Below are 21101 nucleotides of genomic sequence, written 5' to 3' on the forward strand. Positions count from 1 at the left end.
TATATGGTACTTACTCAAAAAAACGCAAATTATATTTAAAAGCGCAAGCGGCTCGCTCAGAATCGCAGGCCATTGGAGCTCTCGACCTTGAAGCGCTTTTTGCTTCGAGCGAGAGAGCGAAATGGCCGGAGATTCTAGCCGCTGGAGCTAGATAATATATTTAAAAGCGGAGCCGACTGCTTAGGTCCAGTGGCTAAGGTTCTCTCGCACAGAAGACGCTTTTTGTCTTCTCGTGTGGGAGGTTCTTAGACGTAAGGACCTAGGAGGCGGAGCTAGATAATATATTTAAAAGCGCAAGCGGCTTGCACCACTCATTCTCTCTATTTTGAAAAAAACCCGCCCTACAAAGCGAGTTTTACTTATTTTTGTTTGCAGGAACTGCATGACAATGACGACAACGTGGTTCGTACGATTCTGAAGCTCCAACTAAAATAATCGGATCATTAAATGCCGCCGGCTCTCCATCAATTAATCGTTGTGTACGACTTGCCGGAGATCCACATGTAGAACATACTGCTTGCAGTTTTGTTACGTGTTCAGCAATCGCCATCAGCTGAGGAACTTGTCCAAATGGTAGACCACGGAAATCTTGGTCTAAACCAGCTACAATGACACGATAGCCACGATTTGCCAATACTTGCACCACTTCCACAATGTCCCCATCAAAAAATTGCACCTCATCGATTGCAATAACATCCAACTCTTCTGTAATATGTTCAAATATATCCTTTGAAGCTGAAACAGGAACTGCTTTTACCTTTAATCCGTTATGTGATACAACATCTTCTTCACTATAACGATTATCAATACATGGTTTAAATACAATTGCATGTTGTTTCGCAAATTGCGTGCGGCGCACACGGCGGATTAGCTCTTCTGATTTACCAGAAAACATACTACCACAAATCACTTCAATCCAGCCATTTTGATTTATTAAGTACATGAAGCTCTCCTTTCATCTACTTTTTAGTTAAAAGTAGGGTAAAGGTATAATATTTTCGCAAAAAAAACAGACAAGCGAATACATACACTTGCCTGTTTTATGTTTTTATTACTTGATACCGTATTTCTTATTGAAGCGATCAACGCGTCCGTCTGCAGTAGCAAACTTCTGACGTCCAGTGTAGAATGGGTGAGAATCAGAACTGATCTCAACTTTTAGTAATGGATAAGTGTTACCATCTTCCCACTCAACAGTTTCGCTAGAGCCTTTAGTAGACCCGCTTAAGAATTTGAAGCCTGTGTTTGTGTCCATGAATACAACTTTCTTGTAATCTGGGTGAATTCCTGCTTTCATTCTTTTCATCTCCTTCCGCCCTGAATCATTTTCGAAACAGAGTTTTTCATCTTCAGCTGCATACACAACTATATTGATGAAACACATATGATGAAATTATAACAAGGCTAACTTCATTTTGCAACTACCTGTTTTTGTCTTTTTAAATTAAAAGTGGAGACGGCTCGTTCAGCTCTGACTGGCTAAGGTTCTCTCGCACAAAAGGTGCTCTTTACCTTTAGTGCGGGAGGTTCTTAGACACGAAGAGCTAGCCGTCGGAACTAGATACAATTTAAAAGCAGAAGCGGCTCGTTCAGAATCGAGGACACTTCAAACTCTCGACCTTGAAGCGCCTTTTGCTTCGAGCGAGAGAGTGAAATGACCGGAGATTCTAGCCGCTGGAGCTGGATATTATCTTAAAGTGGAGGTGGCTTGCTTAGCTCTGGTTAAGGTTCTTTCGCCCTAAAGGTGCTTTTTACCTTTCGGGCGGAAGGTTCTTAGATGCGAAGAGCTAGCCGCCAGAACTGGATACAATTTAAAAGCGCAAGCGGCTCGTTCAGCTCTGACTGGCTAAGGTTCTCCCACTTACTTCTCCCTTTAACATCACCTAAAAAACATAAAAAAACTCGCTTACTACGAAATAAGCGAGTCCCAATCTTTTCCCTTTACTTAGTTGTTACATACCTTTTTGAGTCTGCAACAATGTTTTGTAAAAATTCTTCATTTGTCTTTGTTTGACGAAGTTTACGTAAGAAACCTTCAACGAAGTCTGGTGTATCACGCATTGTTTTACGAATACCCCACAACTTGTCTAAATGCTCTTTCGGAATTAATAGATCTTCTTTACGCGTACCAGAACGACGAATATCAATCGCTGGGAAGATACGACGCTCAGCTAATGAGCGATCTAAGTGAAGTTCCATATTTCCAGTTCCTTTAAATTCCTCGTAAATTACATCGTCCATACGAGACCCTGTATCAACAAGCGCTGTTGCTAAAATCGTTAAGCTACCGCCCTCTTCAATATTACGCGCAGCCCCAAAGAAACGCTTCGGTCTATGGAAAGCCGCTGGGTCGATACCACCCGATAATGTTCTACCACTTGGGGGAATAACGAGGTTGTAAGCTCGCGCTAAACGGGTAATACTATCCATTAAAATGATAACGTCTTTTTTGTGCTCTACAAGACGCATTGCACGTTCTAACACAAGTTCAGCTACTTTAATATGATTTTCTGGTACTTCATCAAAAGTAGAACTTACAACATCGCCCTTAACAGAACGTTCAATGTCTGTTACTTCCTCTGGACGCTCATCAATTAGAAGCACAATTAATTCTGCTTCTGGATGATTTGTTGTAACACTGTGTGCAATTTCTTTTAATAGACTTGTTTTACCCGCCTTTGGAGGCGCAACAATTAAACCACGTTGTCCAAATCCAACTGGTGCGATTAAATCCATGATGCGTGTCGGTAACTTTTTCGGTTCCGTTTCCAATTTCATTTGGCGATCTGGGTATAATGGTGTTAATGCAGGGAAATGCACACGCTCTTTTGCTGACTCTGGATCATCTCCGTTTACAGCTTCAACTTGTAATAATCCAAAATAGCGTTCATTTTCTTTCGGAGGTCGTACTTTACCAGAAACCTTATCTCCATTACGTAAGTCGAAACGACGAATTTGCGAAGCTGAGATATAAATATCTTCTGAGCTTGGAGAATAGTTGATAGGACGTAGGAATCCAAATCCTTCTGATTGAATAATTTCTAATACGCCTTCCATGAAAAAGAAACCTTCTTTTTCTGCTCGAGCTTTTAAAATGGCGAAGATTAATTCTTTTTTCGTTAATTTGCTATAATACGAAATCTTAAATTCTTTCGCAAGCTCGTATAACTCTTTTAATTTCATGTTTTCTAATGCTGCAATTGACAAATTCATTCAGACACCACACTTTAACGTTATTCTCTTTTCACATGGGTAAAGGGAAAAAATACGGAAGGCAAATAATTAATAATGAAAGGCAATAAGTTCAAGTAGGGTAATATTCACTATTGTAACCCTTTTATCTAGTTTTAATCAATACGTTGGGACACAAATACAATAAGCGAAGACAAGAAAATTTGTCTTCGCTTATTATTTAATCTAGTTTTAACAACTAGAATGGTCGGTAGCTTTGCTTCTTCCATTCTGAACGAGCCGCTTGCACTTTTTATTTAATAACCAAGTTCGGTTTTTTATTTAAACTATGGCGTCCGTCTACGAAACGTACTGTACCTGATTTTGCACGCATAACAAGAGATTGTGTTGTTCCAACGCTACCTTTAAATTGAACGCCTCGTAGCAATTCTCCGTCTGTTACACCTGTTGCTGCAAAGATTGCATCGTCACCCTTTACTAAGTCTTCCATACGAAGGATACGATTTATATCTTCAATACCCATTTTTTTACAACGAGCTAATTCAGCTTCATTTTGAGGAAGAAGCTTTCCGTGGATTTCTCCACCTAAACATTTTAATGCGACAGCTGCTAATACTCCTTCAGGAGCCCCACCAGAACCGAATAAAATATCTACACCTGTACGGTCAAATGCTGTATTGATTGCTCCAGCTACATCTCCATCGTTAATCAATTTAATACGAGCACCAGCTTTACGAATTTCTTCGATAATTGCTTGATGACGTGGACGGTTTAAAACTGTTGCTACAACATCTTCAATATCCTTGTTTTTTGCTTTCGCAACTGCACGTAAGTTATCAATAATAGGTGCATCAATATCAACGGCTCCAACTGCTTCTGGACCAACCGCGATTTTATCCATGTACATGTCAGGAGCATGTAACAAATTACCATGATCTGCAATTGCAATAACGGCAAGTGCATTCCATCCGCCAGCTGCTACAATGTTTGTCCCTTCTAAAGGATCAACTGCAACGTCTACGCGCGGGCCATACCCTGTACCTAATTTCTCTCCGATATACAGCATTGGCGCTTCATCCATCTCACCTTCACCAATTACAACTGTACCTTTCATCGGAATTGTATCAAATACATCACGCATAGCAGACGTTGCTGCACCGTCTGCTTCATCCTTTTTCCCGCGTCCCATCCAACGCGCTGATGATAATGCTGCAGCCTCTGTTACACGTACTAACTCCATAGATAAACTTCTTTCCACGATAATCCCTCTCCTTTAAGCCTTTATACTTCTGCCGTATTTTGTGAACTTTATTTTTCTATAAAGTGTACTTCCGCAAATAGTGATACTTCGCTCCCCACTTGCGGAAGTATCACTTATGCGTTCTTCATCTCTTCAATTTCTTGCTCTGTCATTTGTTCTCGCCAAATGTTTGCACCAAGCCCTTTAAGCTTGTCTACTATATTTTCATAACCTCGATCAATATGCTCAAGTCCGGTTACTTCTGTAATTCCATCCGCCATTAATCCTGCAATAACAAGCGAAGCCCCAGCTCGTAAGTCACTCGCCTTTACTTTTGCACCTTGTAATAAAACAGGACCAGTTACAATTGCCGAACGACCTTCTACTTTAATTTGTGCATTCATACGACGTAATTCATCAATATGTTTGAAACGAGCACCGTAAATTGTATCCGTTACAACTCCCGTCCCGTGCGCCTTTGTTAAAAGCGTCGTAAACGGCTGTTGTAAATCTGTTGCGAAACCTGGATATACAAGCGTTTTTATATCAACTACTTTTAACCTTCTATTACCGTTCACTGTAATTTGATCATCGTTCGTTTCAACTTGAACACCAGCTTCTCTTAGCTTTGCAGTAACTGACTCTAAATGCTGAGGAATAACATTATCAACTGTTACTTCTCCTCCTGATGCCGCTCCTAAAATCATATACGTACCAGCCTCAATACGATCTGGAATGATAGTATGGTGACAACCATGCAGTGAGTCCACACCATCAATTCGGATTACATCTGTACCAGCACCTTTAATGCGTGCTCCCATGCTTGTTAACAATGTAGCTACATCAATAATCTCGGGTTCTTTCGCTGCATTTTCAATAATAGTTCTACCTTTCGCTCGGACAGCTGCTAGCATAATATTAATCGTAGCCCCTACACTAACAACGTCTAAATAAATACGTGCCCCGCGCAATTCATCTGCTCTTAAATAGATAGCACCTTGTTCATTCGTAACATGTGCACCTAACGCTTCAAACCCTTTAATATGCTGATCAATCGGCCTCGGTCCTAAATGACATCCACCTGGAAGCCCAATAACAGCTTTTTTAAAACGACCAAGCATCGCACCCATTAAATAATAAGAAGCACGCAACTTTTTCACTTTTCCATTTGGTAAAGGCATCGCAACCATGTTAGAAGGATCGACTACCATCTCTTCCTCCTGCCCATATGTTACTTTCCCTCCAATTTCCTCTAGTAAGTCTCCTAACATTTTCACGTCCGAAATATTAGGAACTCCACCAATGGTTACTGGAGTATCTGCTAAAATTGTCGCTGGAATTAGTGCAACAGCGCTGTTTTTCGCACCACTCACTCGAATTGTTCCATTTAAAGCTCTTCCGCCTTCAATTAGCAATTTTTCCATATTGAGCTCCCTTCTTGTGAATGTATTTACCTTCTAAATTCTTTATAAAAAGAATTAGAAGATTCCCCTTAAGAATCTCAATCACTCTTTCCATCCCAAAACTCAATAAATAGGAAACCATTATCTCCATTTCTCCTATATTCCGAATAGATAAAGATTAACTATTCATCGAGCAAAATTTATCAATTTAGATACGTTATCACATTTATTAATAGGACTATGCACATTATTTTCTATTTCAAAAACGAAATGATAAAAATCTTTAGACTTGTTCACGCTTTCATTATACAACGAAAGGAAACCGTCTAAAAGACTAGACGGTTTCCAAAACGGAATTTTATTCTTACGCTTTACCGTTAGAACCGAATTCGCGAATTTTACCAGCAACAGTTGCTTTGATAGCTTCGCGGCCAGGTCCAATATATTTACGAGGATCGTAAACTTCTTGATCTTTGTTTAATGCTTCACGAACAGCTTTTGTAAACTCAATTTGGTTCTCAGTGTTTACGTTAATTTTTGAAGTACCTAAAGAAATAGCTTTTACGATATCAGCAGTTGGGATACCAGTACCACCGTGTAATACTAAAGGTACGCCAGTGAAGTCGCGAACTTGCTCCATTTCTGCGAATCCTAAGTTAGGCTCACCTTTGTAAGGACCGTGTACAGAACCTAAAGCTGGAGCTAGGCAGTCGATGCCAGTTGCTTCAACAAGGTGCTTACACTCTGCAGGATCAGCGTAAATTACGCCTTCAGCGATGATATCATCTTCTTGTCCGCCAACTGTTCCAAGCTCAGCTTCAACAGATACGTTACGAGCGTGTGCGTATTCTACCACTTTTTTAGTAGTTTCAACGTTTTCTTCGAATGGGTGGTGAGAAGCGTCAATCATTACAGATGTGAAACCTGCATCGATTGCTTCTTTACATTTTTCGAAGCTTGAACCATGGTCAAGGTGAATCGCTACAGGAACAGTAATGTTCATTTCTTCGATTAAAGCTTTAACCATAGCTACAACTGTTTTGAAACCAGTCATATGACGAGCTGCACCCTCAGATACACCTAGGATTACAGGAGATTTTTCTTCTTCCGCAGCAGCTAAGATAGCTTGAGTCCACTCTAAGTTGTTCATGTTGAATTGACCAACTGCGTATTTTCCTTCTAGTGCTTTGTTTAGCATTTCTTTCATAGAAACTAAAGGCATGGTGAATCCTCCTAAAAAACGTTTTTTGTATCCGATAAATTCTTATCGCTGGTAGTATGACCAGAATAAGGTAAAATATGTATATTTACATACCGGACTTTTTTCTACACTCAATAGGATAACAACTTGTACTCAAAAACTCAACTGTATTCACCTGCTCAATAGTCCATGTAAACGCTTTTTTCCATATTTTTTATAAAAAATTCATTTTTTACGCCTCTACAGCAAGCTCATTTCTCACCGCTTGACGAATTTCATCAATATCAAATGGTTTAGCAAAGTGCATTAAAGCTCCTAAATCTTTTGCCTCTTGGATCATATCAAGCTCTCCATAAGCAGTCATTAAAATTACTTTAATACTCTCATCAATTTCTTTTACATGCTTTAAAATCTCTATACCATCCATACCTGGAATTTTCATATCTAACACAACTAAATCTGGATTATCTTTTTTCACGATATCTAAAGCTTGAAATCCATTCGCTGCTTGGAACGTCTGATAACCTTCTTTTTGGAACACTTCATGTAATAACACACGAATGCCATATTGATCATCAACGATTAAAATTTTCCCTTCCATAACTCCCAACCTTTCTGTATAAATACAAGATTTAAAGCTTCTTATATCTTAACGATTTATTTTCGCTATTCTTTGGCAAATTCCTTCCTATTCTTTCTTATTTTACCGTTTCCTTTTTTGTTATGCTACCCTACGATTTCACCTTTCTAAAAAAATACACTATAATGAAAGCCGGCGAACACGTACGAAGGGAGTAACATTATGTTAAAAATTTTTTCGACTCAATTAAGTGGTTATTTCTCCAGAGTTTCTCAAAAAGAGGAAATGAATATAGAAGATAGCGCTCGTCTACTTGCTCAAGCATTAGTTGGCGATGGCTTCATTTATTTACATGGTACAAATGAAATGGATGGCGTTGTTGCTGAAGCACTATTCGGTGCTGAACCAATGCAGCAAGCGAAACGTTTATTTGAAAATGATAAAGAAGCAGAAGTAACTTCTGCAGACCGTGTACTTCTTATTAGCCGTTTTTCAACAGATGAAGAAGCGGTAAGTATTGCAAAAAAACTTCAAGAAGAAGGTCACTCTATCGTTGGAATCTCTGCTATTGAAGAAGGTATTGAATCACTGGAACAATATACAGATGTACATATTGATACAAAACTGTTAAAAGGTCTTATTCCAGACGATGAAGGTAATCGCTACGGATTCCCAAGTTTAATGATAGCCTTATTTGCTTATCACGGATTGAAATTTACAATTGATGAAATGTTAAACGAATATTAAAAAAAGCGCCCTATTTCAGGCGCTTTTTTATTACTTGCTCTCTTTATTCGTAATAGAAGCACTTACGAAATCATGGAACAATGGTTGTGGACGGTTTGGACGAGATACAAGTTCTGGGTGGAACTGTGCTGCCACGAACCAAGGATGATCTTTTAATTCAATGATTTCAACTAGGCGACCGTCTGGGCTTGTACCAGAGAATACAAATCCTGCTTTTTCCATATCCGGACGGAATTGATTGTTGAACTCATAACGATGACGATGACGCTCATATACAACTGGCTCACTGTAAGCTCTATAAGCATTCGTTTCTTCAGAAAGCTTACATGGATATAGACCAAGACGAAGTGTACCACCTAAGTCTTCTACATCTTTTTGCTCTGGTAATAAGTCGATGATTGCATAAGGTGTGTCAGGATTAATTTCAGAAGAGTTAGCTCCTTCTAATCCTAATACGTTACGTGCAAATTCGATTGATGCAAGTTGCATACCTAAGCAAATTCCTAAGAATGGAACTTTGTTTTCACGAGCATATTGAATTGCAACGATTTTACCTTCTACACCACGATCTCCAAAACCACCTGGCACAAGAATACCATCTGTGTCACCAACTAATTCTTTTACGTTCTCTGCTGTTACGTGCTCAGCGTTTACCCATTTCACTTCTACATCTGTGTCGAATGAATAACCTGCATGACGAAGTGCTTCTACAACAGAAATATATGCATCTTGAAGCTCTACGTATTTACCAACAAGAGCGATTTTTGTTTTCTTAGAAAGGTTACGTACTTTATCAACTAGCGCAGTCCACTCTGTCATATCTGCAGCTGGATTGTCTAATTTTAAGTGATCGCAAACGATTTGGTCCATGTTTTGCTCTTGAAGAGATAATGGAACCGCGTATAAAGTATCTGCATCGCGTGCTTCGATAACTGCTTTTGTATCGATGTCACAGAATAATGCAAGCTTGTCTTTCATATCTTGAGAAACAGGCAGTTCTGTACGAACAACGATAATATTTGGTTGAATACCTAAGCTACGAAGCTCTTTAACGCTATGTTGCGTTGGTTTTGTTTTCATTTCACCCGCTGCTTTTAAGTACGGGATTAACGTACAGTGAATGTACATTACATTGTCACGACCGATGTCGCTCTTAATTTGACGGATTGCTTCTAAGAATGGTAGAGACTCGATATCACCAACAGTTCCACCGATTTCTGTAATAACAACGTCCGCATTTGTTTCGCGACCAGAACGATATACACGTTCTTTAATTTCGTTAGTAATGTGAGGAATAACTTGAACTGTTCCTCCTAGATATTCACCACGACGCTCTTTTTGAAGAACTGAAGAGTAAATTTTACCTGTTGTTACGTTGCTGTATTTGTTTAAGTTGATGTCGATAAAACGTTCATAGTGACCAAGGTCTAAGTCCGTTTCTGCACCATCATCTGTTACGAATACCTCACCGTGTTGGTATGGGCTCATAGTCCCTGGGTCTACGTTAATGTACGGATCAAACTTTTGAATCGTTACGTTTAAACCACGATTTTTTAAAAGTCTTCCAAGAGATGCTGCTGTAATACCTTTCCCTAAAGACGATACTACACCGCCTGTTACAAAAATATACTTAGTCATGAAAAAGCTCCCTTCTACCTTGTTGTTATATAATCACCGTTGCAAAGCGCAACGTATGTAGATAACACTGTATCTATCTTATTGTTAGACTCTTTTTGTATTCTAAACAAAAAACAAAAAAGAAAATTGCTCCCCTCATCACAAAAAGTAACAAGTAGGGAGCAATTTTCTTTTATATTTACACTTTAAAAGTATTATCGTCCTTTTTTAAAGAGCCCAAAAATGATTCTACATGGACGATAATGAAAAGTCAAGAACTACAGTTCTTCCTCTTCTTCTTCAGTTTCATCATACTCAAGTTCTTCTTCAGCGAAGTCATCTTCATCATCTTCATCTAAATCATCAAGATCATCGTCATCTCCGTCTTCTTCTTCAAGAACCTTGTCCAAATCTTCTACTTCTTCTTCTTCCTCTACATTTCCGTCTGCATCGTCGAAGTCATCTTCGTCTTCCATGTAGTCGTCAAAACCGTCCTCTTCAACTTTACGTTTCTTCTTCGGTTTTGGCTGAGGCAGAATTTCTTCATCGATTTGCTCATATGGGTACCAGCTACGTAGTCCCCAACGATTTTCTCCTAAATTAATGAAGCGTCCATCGATGTTTAAATCTGTATAAAATTGTGCGAGTTTCGCATTAACTTGCTCTTGAGATAGTCCCAGCACTTGAGCGATTTCTTTAACCAACTCGTTGAATGTCGTTGCTTGTCTTTTATCCCCTAAAACGCTATGTACAACTTCAATCATTGAACATTCTTTTAGCTCTTCTGGTGAATATTGCTTAAAATTCACTTATGCGGCACTTCCTTTCATCAAATATAACCTTATATATAACGGTCTGCTTAAAAAAATCCATACTATTCATTATAAACAAAAGTCGCACAAATATGCTACAAAAAAAACGGGAAACTTTTATCCCGCTATTTGCGAGCAGTAAAACTCCCGCCTCAACATTCGGCTGGAGCAAAGAAGTTAGGCGGAAGCCCCGCTACCTGTAAACGCCTGATTTGTGAAGGCTACTAATCGGCTTTGGATGAACATCCTCACTTTATATGGTAATAAAATTATAATTTGTCCATTCCTTACTTCGGAAGCATATGCGCCCCTTGCAACACATACCTAATTTGCATTTCTGTATATTCTTCGAGCGTATACAGTTTTTGCAGCGCCCAACGTCTAAATCCCCACATCTGTCCTTGTATGAAAATGTTATGTGCAAGAAGCTGTATTTCTTTTTTATTTAATATAAATGTTCCATTTTCTGTACATTGTTCTAAAATATTCTCAAACATTCCTACCATTTGAAACTCTTTCTCTAGTACGTATGGGAGTGATTCTTTTGGTAAAAACCGTACTTCTTGATACATGATTAATACTTCTTCTTGCAATTCGTCCATCACTTTAAAGTAATTTGTTATCGCTATCTTTAAACTGTCTATACTTCCCTTCTCCGTGCATACTACTTCCTCTAATCGTTCTTTTACATGTTCATAAATACTATCACAAACTAAATATAATACGTCATCTTTCGTACGAATGTATTCATATAGTGTTCCGATACTAAATCCGGCCGCTTTTGCAATCTCTCTCGTTGTTGTACGCGGGAATCCTTTTTGCTTAAACAGTTGCACCGCACCTTTAATCATTTGTTCACGCCTTAACGCAACTAATTTTTCATCTTTTACTGACGCATGCACATTATGTTTAACCATCCCCTTCACCTCTCTCTATTATTTTTTGGAAGGAAAAAGCGTAGGAAAATACCTACGCCTTTTCCCCTACTTCGTTAACATACGAGAAATTACGAGCCTTTGAATTTCTTGTGTTCCTTCATAAATCTGTGTAATCTTTGCATCTCGCATATAACGCTCTACTGGATAATCTTTCGTATAACCGTAACCACCAAATACTTGCACAGCTTCAGTCGTCACCTTCATCGCTGTATCACCTGCAAATACTTTTGACATCGCTGATTCCTTCCCATACGGAAGCCCTTCCGATTCAAGCCACGCAGCTTGATATGTTAAAAGGCGCGCAGCCTCTACATCCGTTGCCATATCCGCAAGTTTAAAGCCAATCCCTTGCTGCGCCGCAATCGGCTTTCCAAATTGATGGCGCTCTCTTGCATATTCTACAGAAGCATCTAAAGCCCCTTGTGCAATACCAACTGCTTGTGCAGCAATACCGTTACGACCGCCATCTAACGTTTGCATTGCAATCTTAAATCCTTGCCCTTCTTCTCCTAGTAGATTTTCTACAGGAATACGGCAATCTTCAAACATAATTTCAGTCGTTGGCGAAGAGCGAATCCCTAGTTTACTTTCCTTCTTCCCAACCGAAAATCCTAGCGTGTCGCTTTCCACAATAAATGCGCTCGTGCCGCGCTGCTTCGATTCAGGATCTGTTAACGCAAAAACAACATAAATGTCAGCAATACCGCCATTTGTAATGAAAATTTTCGATCCATTTAATATGTAATGGTCTCCATCTCTTTTAGCGATTGTCTTCATTCCACCAGCATCTGATCCAGAACTCGGTTCTGTTAAACCGTATGCACCAATTTTCTTCCCTTCAGCCATCGGTCGCAAAAATTTTTGCTTTTGCTCCTCCGTTCCGAATTTAAAAATCGGCCACCCAGCAAGTGAAGTATGCGCGGACAGCGTTACACCTGTAGAAGCACAAACGCGTGATAATTCTTCGATCGCAATTACGTACGCTAAGTAATCGCTTCCAATTCCACCATACTCTTCAGGCCATGGAATACCTGTCAAACCAAGCTCAGCCATATGATCAAATAGCTCGCGGTCAAATCTCTCTTCCTCATCACGCTCAGCTGCCGTTGGCGCTACTTCGTTCTTAGCAAAATCCCGAACCATTTTTCTTATCATTTCATGTTCTTCTGATAATTTAAAATGCATTTCCGTCTCCCCCTCTTCCCTTTATAAAGCACGGCTAATAACAAGTTTTTGTATCTCACTCGTTCCTTCATAAATTTGCGTAATCTTCGCATCACGGAAAAATCTCTCTACCGGATAATCTTTCGTATAACCGTAACCGCCAAATACTTGTACCGCTTCAATTGCAACTTCAACTGCTGTCTTAGAAGCAAATAACTTCGCAATAGACGCTTCTTTACCGCATGGTAATCCTTGTGCTCTAAGCGATGCAGCCCTATATACAAGTAATCGCGCCGCCTCCACACTTGTCGCCATATCTGCAAGTTTGAAGCCAATCCCTTGCTGCGCCGCAATCGGCTTCCCGAATTGCTCTCGTTCCTTTGCATAATCTATCGCACATGCGAGCGCCGCTTCCGCGATCCCTAACGCCTGCGCCCCGATTCCAATTCGTCCAACATCTAAATTCGCCATCGCTACCTTGAATCCTTGTCCCTCTTCACCGAGTAAATTCTCAGCCGGCACTATCATATCTTCGAACGTAAGTTGAACTGTACGAGAACCGAGAAGTCCCATCTTATGTTCATCTTTTCCGATAATTAAGCCTGGCGTATCTTTCTCTACAATAAATGCAGAAATACCACTTTTTCCTGCATCTGGATTTGTAGAAGCGAAAACGATGTATGTACGTGCTTCGCCGCCATTTGTAATAAATACTTTCGATCCATTAATGATGTAATTATCACCTTTCTTGACAGCTCGTGATTTCAAACTCCCTGCATCTGATCCAGCATTTGGCTCAGTTAAGGCGAATGCACCTAAATATTCACCAGTCGCAAGCTTAGAAACATATTTCTGCTTCTGCTCTTCTGTTCCAAAGTATAAAATCGGGTTCATTCCAACTGACGTATGTACAGCTAAAATTACACCAACCGTTGCGCTTACTTTTGAGATTTCCTCAATTGCTAAAATGTAAGAAATAAAATCCATTTCTGCGCCGCCGTATTTTGCAGGCGCTGGAATACCCATTAATCCAAGCTCACCCATCTTTTGCAAAATCTCTGTCGGGAACACCCCTTGTTCCATGCTAGGAACAAAGGGTGCTATTTCCTTCTGTGCAAAATCCCGAACCATTTTCCTCATCATCTGTTGCTCTTCATTAAAACGAAAGTTCATATACTCCGCCTCCATTTGCTATATATCTTTTAACAATTTGGTAAGACCACTACTCTATACAAGGAGGGATTTACTCATAAACGTAGAAACCACGGCCCGTTTTACGCCCTAACCATCCTGCATTTACGTACTTACGTAGTAATGGACATGGGCGATATTTACTATCTCCTAATCCTTCATGCAACACTTCCATAATGTATAAACACGTATCTAAACCGATAAAATCAGCTAGTGTCAGAGGCCCCATTGGATGATTCATACCAAGTTTCATTACTTCATCAATCGCTTCTTTCGTCGCTACACCTTCATATAACGTATAAATTGCTTCGTTAATCATCGGTAATAAAATACGATTCGATACAAATCCCGGGAAATCATTTACTTCAACTGGCACTTTTCCGATTTTTTTCGTAATATCTTCAATCGTTTCATAAACTGTATCATCTGTAGCTAAACCACGAATAATTTCAACGAGCTTCATAACGGGAACTGGATTCATAAAGTGCATACCGATTACTTTTTCTGGGCGTTTCGTTACCGCTGCAATTTCAGTAATTGGAAGAGATGACGTATTCGTTGCTAAAATTGTATGATCTGGAGCAATTTCATCTAAATTCGCAAATATTTTCTTTTTAATATCCATTTTCTCAACAGCTGCTTCAATAACAAGATCAGCTTCTTTCACACAATCTAAATCAAGAGTTACTGTAAGACGATTTAACGTTTCCTCTTTCTCTTCTTCCTTCATGCGTCCTTTTTCTACTTGACGCACTAAGTTTTTCGTAATGATAGCTAACCCTCTATCTAATTGCTCTTGTTTTAAATCTTGAATCTTCACATCATATCCTGCCATTGCACACACTTGCGCAATTCCCGATCCCATTTGTCCCGCACCAATTACAACTATTTTTTGTACACCCATTCTTTCTTCCCCCTTAATATAAGTCTGTAATAAATGAATCGTTTTCTCGCCGTAAATTAATGAACCTCAATCATAACTGCATCACCTTGACCGCCACCGCTACAAATCGAAGCAATTCCAATTCCGCCGCCGCGCTGCTTCAGTGCATGGATAAGTGTAACGATAATACGCGCTCCGCTTGCTCCAATTGGGTGTCCCATTGCTACCGCGCCGCCATTTACATTCAATTTTTCTGGGTCAATACCTGCAATCTCTGTACTCGCAATTGCTACTGCCGCAAACGCTTCATTAATCTCGAATAAATCGATGTCTTCAATTGTCTTGCCGGTCTTTTTCAATAATTCGTTAATTGCATAACCTGGCGTTCTTGGGAAATCTTTTGATTCTACCGCGATTGCCGTATGTGCTAAAATCGTCGCCAAAGGCTTTCTTCCTTCTTGCTTCGCTCTGTCCTCGCTCATTAATACAAGTGCAGCACCGCCATCATTCAGTCCTGGAGCGTTACCAGCTGTTACTGACGATGTCTTATCAAATACAGGTTTTAATTTCGCTAACTTTTCAATTGTTGTATCTTCACGCGGCGCCTCATCTTTAGCAACAACAATAGGATCGCCTTTTCTTTGCGGAATTGTTACTGGTACAATTTCCTCTTCAAAGCGCCCTTCTTTATGCGCTGAAACCGCACGCTGATGACTACGATATGCCCATTCATCTTGGGCTTCGCGAGAGATTCCGTCTTCCTTCGCAACTTCGCCGCCATAAACGCCCATGTGTATGCCTGAAAATGCGCATGTTAAACCATCTGCAACATTTAAATCGATAACTTCGTTGTTACCCATTCTGTATCCCCATCTTGCACCTCGTAAAATGTAAGGACTGTTACTCATCGATTCCATTCCACCAGCTACAATAAGTGATTGATCACCAGTACGAATAATTTGATCTGCTAACGTAACCGCACGAAGTCCCGATGCACAAACTTTATTTACTGTTTCCGTCTGCACTTCCCAAGGGATTCCAGCAGCTCTCGCAGCTTGACGAGATGGAATTTGCCCCTGTCCACCTTGAATAACCGTTCCAAATATAACTTCTTCAACATCACTAGCAGAAACATCTGCTCTTTCAAGCGCTGCTTTAATTGCAATTCCTCCAAGTTCTGTTGCCTTCACATCTTTTAAAGATCCTCCAAATTTTCCAACCGGTGTTCTTGCAGCACTTAAAATAACTGTTTTATTCATGTTTCTTTCCCCCGTTTCTTTTTTAGTACCGAGCGCTCGCTCGGTATCCTTGCGTTGAGAAGAGGTGCAATAATTGCACCTCTTTCTAAAGTTGTATACATGCTTACAAACTACATTGCTTCTTTCTTCTGTCCGATAACAGATCGTTCTAAAATCTCTGTTACATCAAGTGTTTGAACTTTCTCTTCTACTTCCTTCGCTTTCGTCCCATCACTAATCATCGTTAAGCAATACGGACAACCTGTACCGATAATGGATGGTTGCACAGCTAGTGCTTGTTCTGTACGAGCAACGTTAATACGAGAACCCGTTGTCTCCTCCATCCACATTAAGCCACCACCTGCGCCACAGCACATTCCTGTTTCACGGTTACGTGCCATTTCTACAAGATTCACACCAGGAATTGCTTTCAAAATATCGCGCGGTGCTTCGTACACTTCGTTGTATCGTCCTAAATAACAGGAATCATGGTACGTAACTGTCTCCTCAATAGCGTGAACAGGTTTTAAGAGTCCTTCTTTCACCCACTGAGCTAACAATTCTGTATGATGATAGACTTCTGCTTGTAAGCCAAAGTCTGGATACTCATTTTTGAATGTATTATAAGCGTGAGGATCAATCGTAACGATTTTCTTCACTCCTGCTTTTTCAAATTCTTCGATATTCTTTGTTGCCATCTCTTGGAATACGAACTCATTTCCAAGGCGACGCGGTGTATCTCCAGAGTTCTTTTCTTTATTACCAAGAATCGCGAATGAGACGCCTGCCTCGTTCATTAACTTCGCAAACGATATCGCAATCTTCTGACTACGATTGTCGTATGATCCCATCGAACCAACCCAGAATAAATATTCGAACTCCTCGCCAGCTTTTGATTTTTCTTTTACAGTCGGAACTGTTACTTCATCATCACCTTGGCGCCATGTTTCACGCTCTTTACGGTTCAGACCCCATGGATTCCCTTGACGCTCGATATTCGTCATCGCACGCTGCGCTTCCGCATCCATCTTTCCTTCTGTTAAAACAAGATAGCGGCGTAAATCAATAATTTTGTCAACATGCTCATTCATAACCGGACACTGATCTTCACAGTTACGGCACGTTGTACAAGCCCAAATCTCTTCTTCTGTAATAACATCTCCGATTAGACTCGGATCGTAAGCTAGCGCTGTAGCTGCTGATTCTTGCTGCCCTTCTCCAGCTGCCATCATCGCTAATTGATTTCCTTGTGTATTATTAAAAGCAACTACTGGAACCCAAGGTGCTTTCGATGTTACCGCCGCTCCTTTATCAGTTAAATGATCCCGAAGTTTTAAAATTAAATCCATCGGTGATAACATTTTTCCTGTTCCTGTTGCCGGACACATATTTGTACAGCGCCCACACTCTACGCAAGCGTATAAATCAATAAGCTGATTTTGTCTAAAGTCTTCAATTTTACCAACACCAAATGTTTCTTGCGTTTCATCTTCAAAGTCAATCTTTTCAAGCTTCCCTGGATTTGAGAGACGACCGAAGAAAACGTTAGCTGGTCCAGCAATTAAATGTGCATGTTTTGATTGTGGAACATAGACTAAAAATGTTAACAAAATTAGTAGATGCACCCACCAAGAAAAATAGAACACTGAAATGGCTACGGTTTCATTTATTCCCGAGAAAACGTAAGCGATTGCAGAAGCGATCGGTTCACTCCATGAAAGTTCCTCGCCGTGCCATATAATTCCCATCCCATTACCAAGTAGTACAGAAATCATTAAACCACCGATAAAGATAAGAACAAGACCTGATTTAAAATTACGTTTCAAACGAACTAGCTTCTCAACATAACGTCTATGAAAAGCCCAAAAGACTGCGATTAATATAACGAGTGTGACAATTTCCTGGAAGAATGTAAATGCAGGGTATAGTGGTCCAAGTGGAAGATGCGATCCTGGTGCGAGTCCTTTCCAAACGAAGTCAATTGCTCCAAATTGGACAAGAATAAATCCGTAAAAAAACATAACGTGAATAATGCCGCTCTTTTTATCTTTCAGCAGCTTTTTCTGACCGAAAACATTGACCTTAAGAAGATCCCAACGTTCTTTGAAGCGACGGTCAAATTCAATCTTTTTTCCTAATTGTATGTAGGCCATTCTCGTTCGTATAAGATATACAAACAAATATCCCGCATAAGCAATAACAGCAATGGCAGCCAGCCAATTCATGATCAGTAAGCTATTCATTTTTATGCTACCCCTCTCTTTGTAAGCCTTCTTTCTTTTTTAGAATCTTCAAAAACATATAATTTTCTGAATTTTATCCCCTACCTTCATTATATAATGAGTGAGCATTCAGTCAACAGTTTTTTGTTATACAACAACATATTTTTTAATAAACCTGTTTATTTGGGTGAAACTATAAAGTGAAACTTTAGTCAGTGGGGACTGTCCATCCCCCACTAATTATTAGTTAAATCAATCGGGCTTTTACGGGCAGTTGATTTCAACCTAGCTTCCTCGTATTCAGCGGATTTTAAGGCGATTGTCTTACTGCCGGCTGAAGCGGGATAAAGTGAAACTTTAATGAACAAACCGTGCTATCTTCTAGTTAAATTTTTGGTAGCATTCTTACTCCCCATATCATTTGTAACATACTGAAGGTGAAAAGAATGCAAAGGAGGGACTTCACTCATGTTCTATTTCTCTCTCTTATTCATATGCGTTACTCTTTGGATCACAATTGACCTTTCATATGGGAGACTTCTTCATTTAAAACGTGTGCGTTCCCGTACTTTCCCTTTACGTCAAAGTGATTTTCACCTTTATACATATGGGAAAGATTTATACAATGCTTTATTTACTGATATAAAACAAGCGCAGCACCACATTCACGTTTTATTCTTCATTGTAAAAAATGATAAGATCAGTCGTGAATTTTTAAAGTTACTTATTGATAAGGCAAAAGAAGGCATTGAAGTAAGACTGTTACTTGATCGATTTGGTAGCCATTATTTATCAAATGAAGCAATTCGTTCCCTACAAAAACATGGTGTCTCTTTTTCTTTTTGTCATAAAGTCAGATTCCCTTTCCCTTTCTTTTCTGCCAATCAACGCAATCATAGAAAAATTACAGTGATTGACGGGAAAATTAGTTATATTGGGGGATTTAATATCGGCGAGGAATATTTGGGACATAATGAGCAATTAGGATTATGGCGAGACTATCATTTACGTCTTACAGGAGAAGGCGTTCAAGATTTACAAAAACAATTTTTACATGACTGGTTGGATGATACGAACCAAAATTTATTGGATGCTCCTCTTTATTTTCCGAAACAGGAACCTGGTACCATCCTACATCAATTCATTCCAACCGATGGTGCCTATTTACAACATACCTTTTTACATTTAATTAAAAGTGCGAAAAAGGAACTTTTTATCGGTACACCATATTTCATTCCTGGCAAAAAAATTATGAACGCTCTATTAAAAGCACGAGAAAGAGGGGTCCAAATAACAATTCTCGTTCCAGAAAAGGCTGATCATGCCCTCGTTCGAGAAGCGAAATTCCCGTACTGCCGAAAGTTAATACGGGCTGGTTGCAATATTTACGCATTTCAACAAGGGTTTTTTCACGCTAAAGTTATTATAGTGGACGATGATATTTGCGATGTTGGAACTGCAAACTTTGATATGAGAAGTTTATATAGTAACCATGAAATCAACTGCCTCTTATATGATAGGCACTTCATACAGGTGGTAAAAAATAAATTCCATGAAGATTTAAAAAATGCGTCATTACTTTCCTATGACGATGTTAGCCCGCTTTCCCTTATAGATAGAGGAAAGGAATGGATAGGAACGATACTTGCTTTCTTCTTATAAGAAAGGTGATGAATAAAAGAGGTGTATTCCTTATGATTATGCGGTTTGGATACGTCTCACATGCAATGGCATTGTGGGACTGTTCTCCTGCTAAAACGATGACATTTACAACTTTTAAAAAACTCAATAAACAAGAGCGAGAGGATAAACTGTACGATGTTACAAGGCAAAATTTAGAACATACGATACGTATCCTTCATTACAATATCGCACATGAAATCCCATTATATCGTCTTTCTTCTTCCATTATTCCACTTGCAACACACCCTGAAGTTGAATTTGATTATATTGGAGCATTCATGCCGCTTTGGCGTAAAATAGGTTCGTTAATTCAAGAGCACAATTTACGAGTAAGTTTTCACCCAAATCAATTTACATTATTCACAAGCGATAAGCCGCATATTACAACTAATGCAGTTACGGATATGACCTATCATTATAAAGTATTACATGCGATAGGAATTGCAGATTCTTCTTACATTAACATTCATGTAGGTGGTGCCTACGGAAATAAAGAAGCAGCAGTTGGACGCTTCCATGAAAACATAAAAAAACTTCCTGCACATATAAAAAAACAAATGACTCTAGAAAATGATGATAAAACATATACAACTGCTGAAACTTTATCAATTTGCCAAAAAGAAAAGATCCCTTTCGTATTTGATTATCATCATCACATGGCTAATCTTTGCGAAGAATCACTAGAAGAATTACTTCCTGCAATTTTTGAAACTTGGTCACATACAAATATCCCACCTAAAGTTCATATTTCCTCTCCTAAATCAGAAAAAGAATTTAGGGCTCATGCAGATTATATTAATTTAGAATTTATTAAGCCCTTTTTACACATTGCAAAAAAAATTAATTATAATTTTGATATTATGATTGAAAGTAAACAGAAAGATTTAGCAATGTTACAATTAATAAGTGAGCTTTCTTCTATAAAAGGAATCAAAAGAATAAATGGCGCAACATTACAATGGTAAATTGTCATGTTGCGTTGTTTTTTTC

At 39.3% G+C, this 21101-nt stretch carries 17 protein-coding genes and 1 pseudogene; 3 read left to right on the plus strand and 15 right to left on the minus strand.

The genetic code is table 11. From position 1 onward, the window contains the following. Positions 1-355 precede the first annotated feature (355 nt). The 7 genes from G9F74_RS20620 to spo0F all read right to left on the minus strand — a co-directional run bounded on the left by G9F74_RS20620 (position 356) and on the right by spo0F (position 7637). On the minus strand, positions 356-943 hold the full coding sequence (locus G9F74_RS20620) for a thymidine kinase (RefSeq protein WP_000280856.1): 588 nt from the start codon (positions 941-943) through the stop codon (positions 356-358). Positions 944-1051: 108 nt separating this feature from the next. Beyond that, a complete protein-coding gene (locus tag G9F74_RS20625; RefSeq protein ID WP_000643435.1) occupies positions 1052-1297 on the minus strand; it encodes a type B 50S ribosomal protein L31 in 246 nt (81 codons plus the stop codon). Between the two features lie 644 nt (positions 1298-1941). Then, complete coding sequence (gene rho / locus G9F74_RS20630) at positions 1942-3213, minus strand: transcription termination factor Rho (RefSeq protein WP_001053898.1); 1272 nt, start codon at positions 3211-3213, stop codon at positions 1942-1944. A gap of 271 nt (positions 3214-3484) precedes the next feature. Continuing rightward, complete coding sequence (glpX, locus tag G9F74_RS20635) at positions 3485-4450, minus strand: class II fructose-bisphosphatase (RefSeq protein ID WP_000442336.1); 966 nt, start codon at positions 4448-4450, stop codon at positions 3485-3487. A 116-nt stretch (positions 4451-4566) separates the two neighbouring features. Next, positions 4567-5856 (minus strand): UDP-N-acetylglucosamine 1-carboxyvinyltransferase, encoded by a 1290-nt coding sequence (gene murA, locus G9F74_RS20640; RefSeq protein ID WP_016107305.1) that lies wholly within the window; start codon positions 5854-5856, stop codon positions 4567-4569. Between the two features lie 343 nt (positions 5857-6199). Continuing rightward, entirely contained in the window at positions 6200-7057 is an 858-nt protein-coding gene (locus tag G9F74_RS20645) for a class II fructose-bisphosphate aldolase (RefSeq protein WP_001131849.1), read from the minus strand. Between the two features lie 211 nt (positions 7058-7268). Continuing rightward, positions 7269-7637, minus strand: coding sequence for a sporulation initiation phosphotransferase Spo0F (gene spo0F, locus G9F74_RS20650; protein ID WP_000398594.1), 369 nt, complete (start codon positions 7635-7637; stop codon positions 7269-7271). 201 nt (positions 7638-7838) lie between these two features. Between spo0F and G9F74_RS20655 the strand changes: the two genes are divergently transcribed. Further along, on the plus strand, positions 7839-8363 hold the full coding sequence (locus G9F74_RS20655; RefSeq protein WP_016107306.1) for a DUF2529 domain-containing protein: 525 nt from the start codon (positions 7839-7841) through the stop codon (positions 8361-8363). 30 nt (positions 8364-8393) lie between these two features. Here G9F74_RS20655 and pyrG read toward each other — a convergent pair whose 3' ends face one another. The 8 genes and pseudogenes from pyrG to G9F74_RS20695 form a co-directional block, all read right to left on the minus strand. Further along, positions 8394-10001: a CTP synthase gene (pyrG, locus tag G9F74_RS20660; protein WP_000170441.1), complete on the minus strand. Its 1608-nt coding sequence runs from the start codon at positions 9999-10001 to the stop codon at positions 8394-8396. A gap of 257 nt (positions 10002-10258) precedes the next feature. Beyond that, entirely contained in the window at positions 10259-10789 is a 531-nt protein-coding gene (gene rpoE, locus G9F74_RS20665; protein ID WP_001009769.1) for a DNA-directed RNA polymerase subunit delta, read from the minus strand. A 290-nt stretch (positions 10790-11079) separates the two neighbouring features. After that, positions 11080-11709 carry a TetR/AcrR family transcriptional regulator gene (locus G9F74_RS20670; protein WP_000238592.1) on the minus strand — a complete coding sequence of 210 codons (630 nt, stop codon included), beginning with the start codon at positions 11707-11709 and terminating at the stop codon, positions 11080-11082. Between the two features lie 66 nt (positions 11710-11775). Continuing rightward, on the minus strand, positions 11776-12915 hold the full coding sequence (gene acdA, locus G9F74_RS20675; RefSeq protein WP_000545536.1) for an acyl-CoA dehydrogenase AcdA: 1140 nt from the start codon (positions 12913-12915) through the stop codon (positions 11776-11778). A gap of 21 nt (positions 12916-12936) precedes the next feature. Beyond that, the gene (locus tag G9F74_RS20680) at positions 12937-14067 is read right to left on the minus strand and encodes an acyl-CoA dehydrogenase (protein WP_016107307.1); all 1131 of its coding nucleotides are present in this window, start codon (positions 14065-14067) and stop codon (positions 12937-12939) included. A 70-nt stretch (positions 14068-14137) separates the two neighbouring features. Then, complete coding sequence (locus G9F74_RS20685) at positions 14138-14989, minus strand: 3-hydroxybutyryl-CoA dehydrogenase (protein WP_000538855.1); 852 nt, start codon at positions 14987-14989, stop codon at positions 14138-14140. A gap of 56 nt (positions 14990-15045) precedes the next feature. Next, positions 15046-16328 (minus strand): annotated as a pseudogene (locus G9F74_RS20690) (acetyl-CoA C-acetyltransferase). 9 nt (positions 16329-16337) lie between these two features. Beyond that, positions 16338-18449 carry a (Fe-S)-binding protein gene (locus tag G9F74_RS20695; RefSeq protein WP_016107308.1) on the minus strand — a complete coding sequence of 704 codons (2112 nt, stop codon included), beginning with the start codon at positions 18447-18449 and terminating at the stop codon, positions 16338-16340. Positions 18450-18896: 447 nt separating this feature from the next. Between G9F74_RS20695 and cls the strand changes: the two genes are divergently transcribed. Continuing rightward, positions 18897-20090, plus strand: a complete 1194-nt coding sequence (gene cls, locus G9F74_RS20700) for a cardiolipin synthase (protein WP_016107309.1) — start codon at positions 18897-18899, stop codon at positions 20088-20090. A 32-nt stretch (positions 20091-20122) separates the two neighbouring features. After that, entirely contained in the window at positions 20123-21076 is a 954-nt protein-coding gene (gene uvsE, locus G9F74_RS20705) for a UV DNA damage repair endonuclease UvsE (protein ID WP_000605894.1), read from the plus strand. Positions 21077-21101: the final 25 nt, after the last annotated feature.

Source organism: Bacillus sp. EKM202B, from assembly GCF_011066025.1.
Lineage (GTDB): Bacteria > Bacillota > Bacilli > Bacillales > Bacillaceae_G > Bacillus_A > Bacillus_A toyonensis.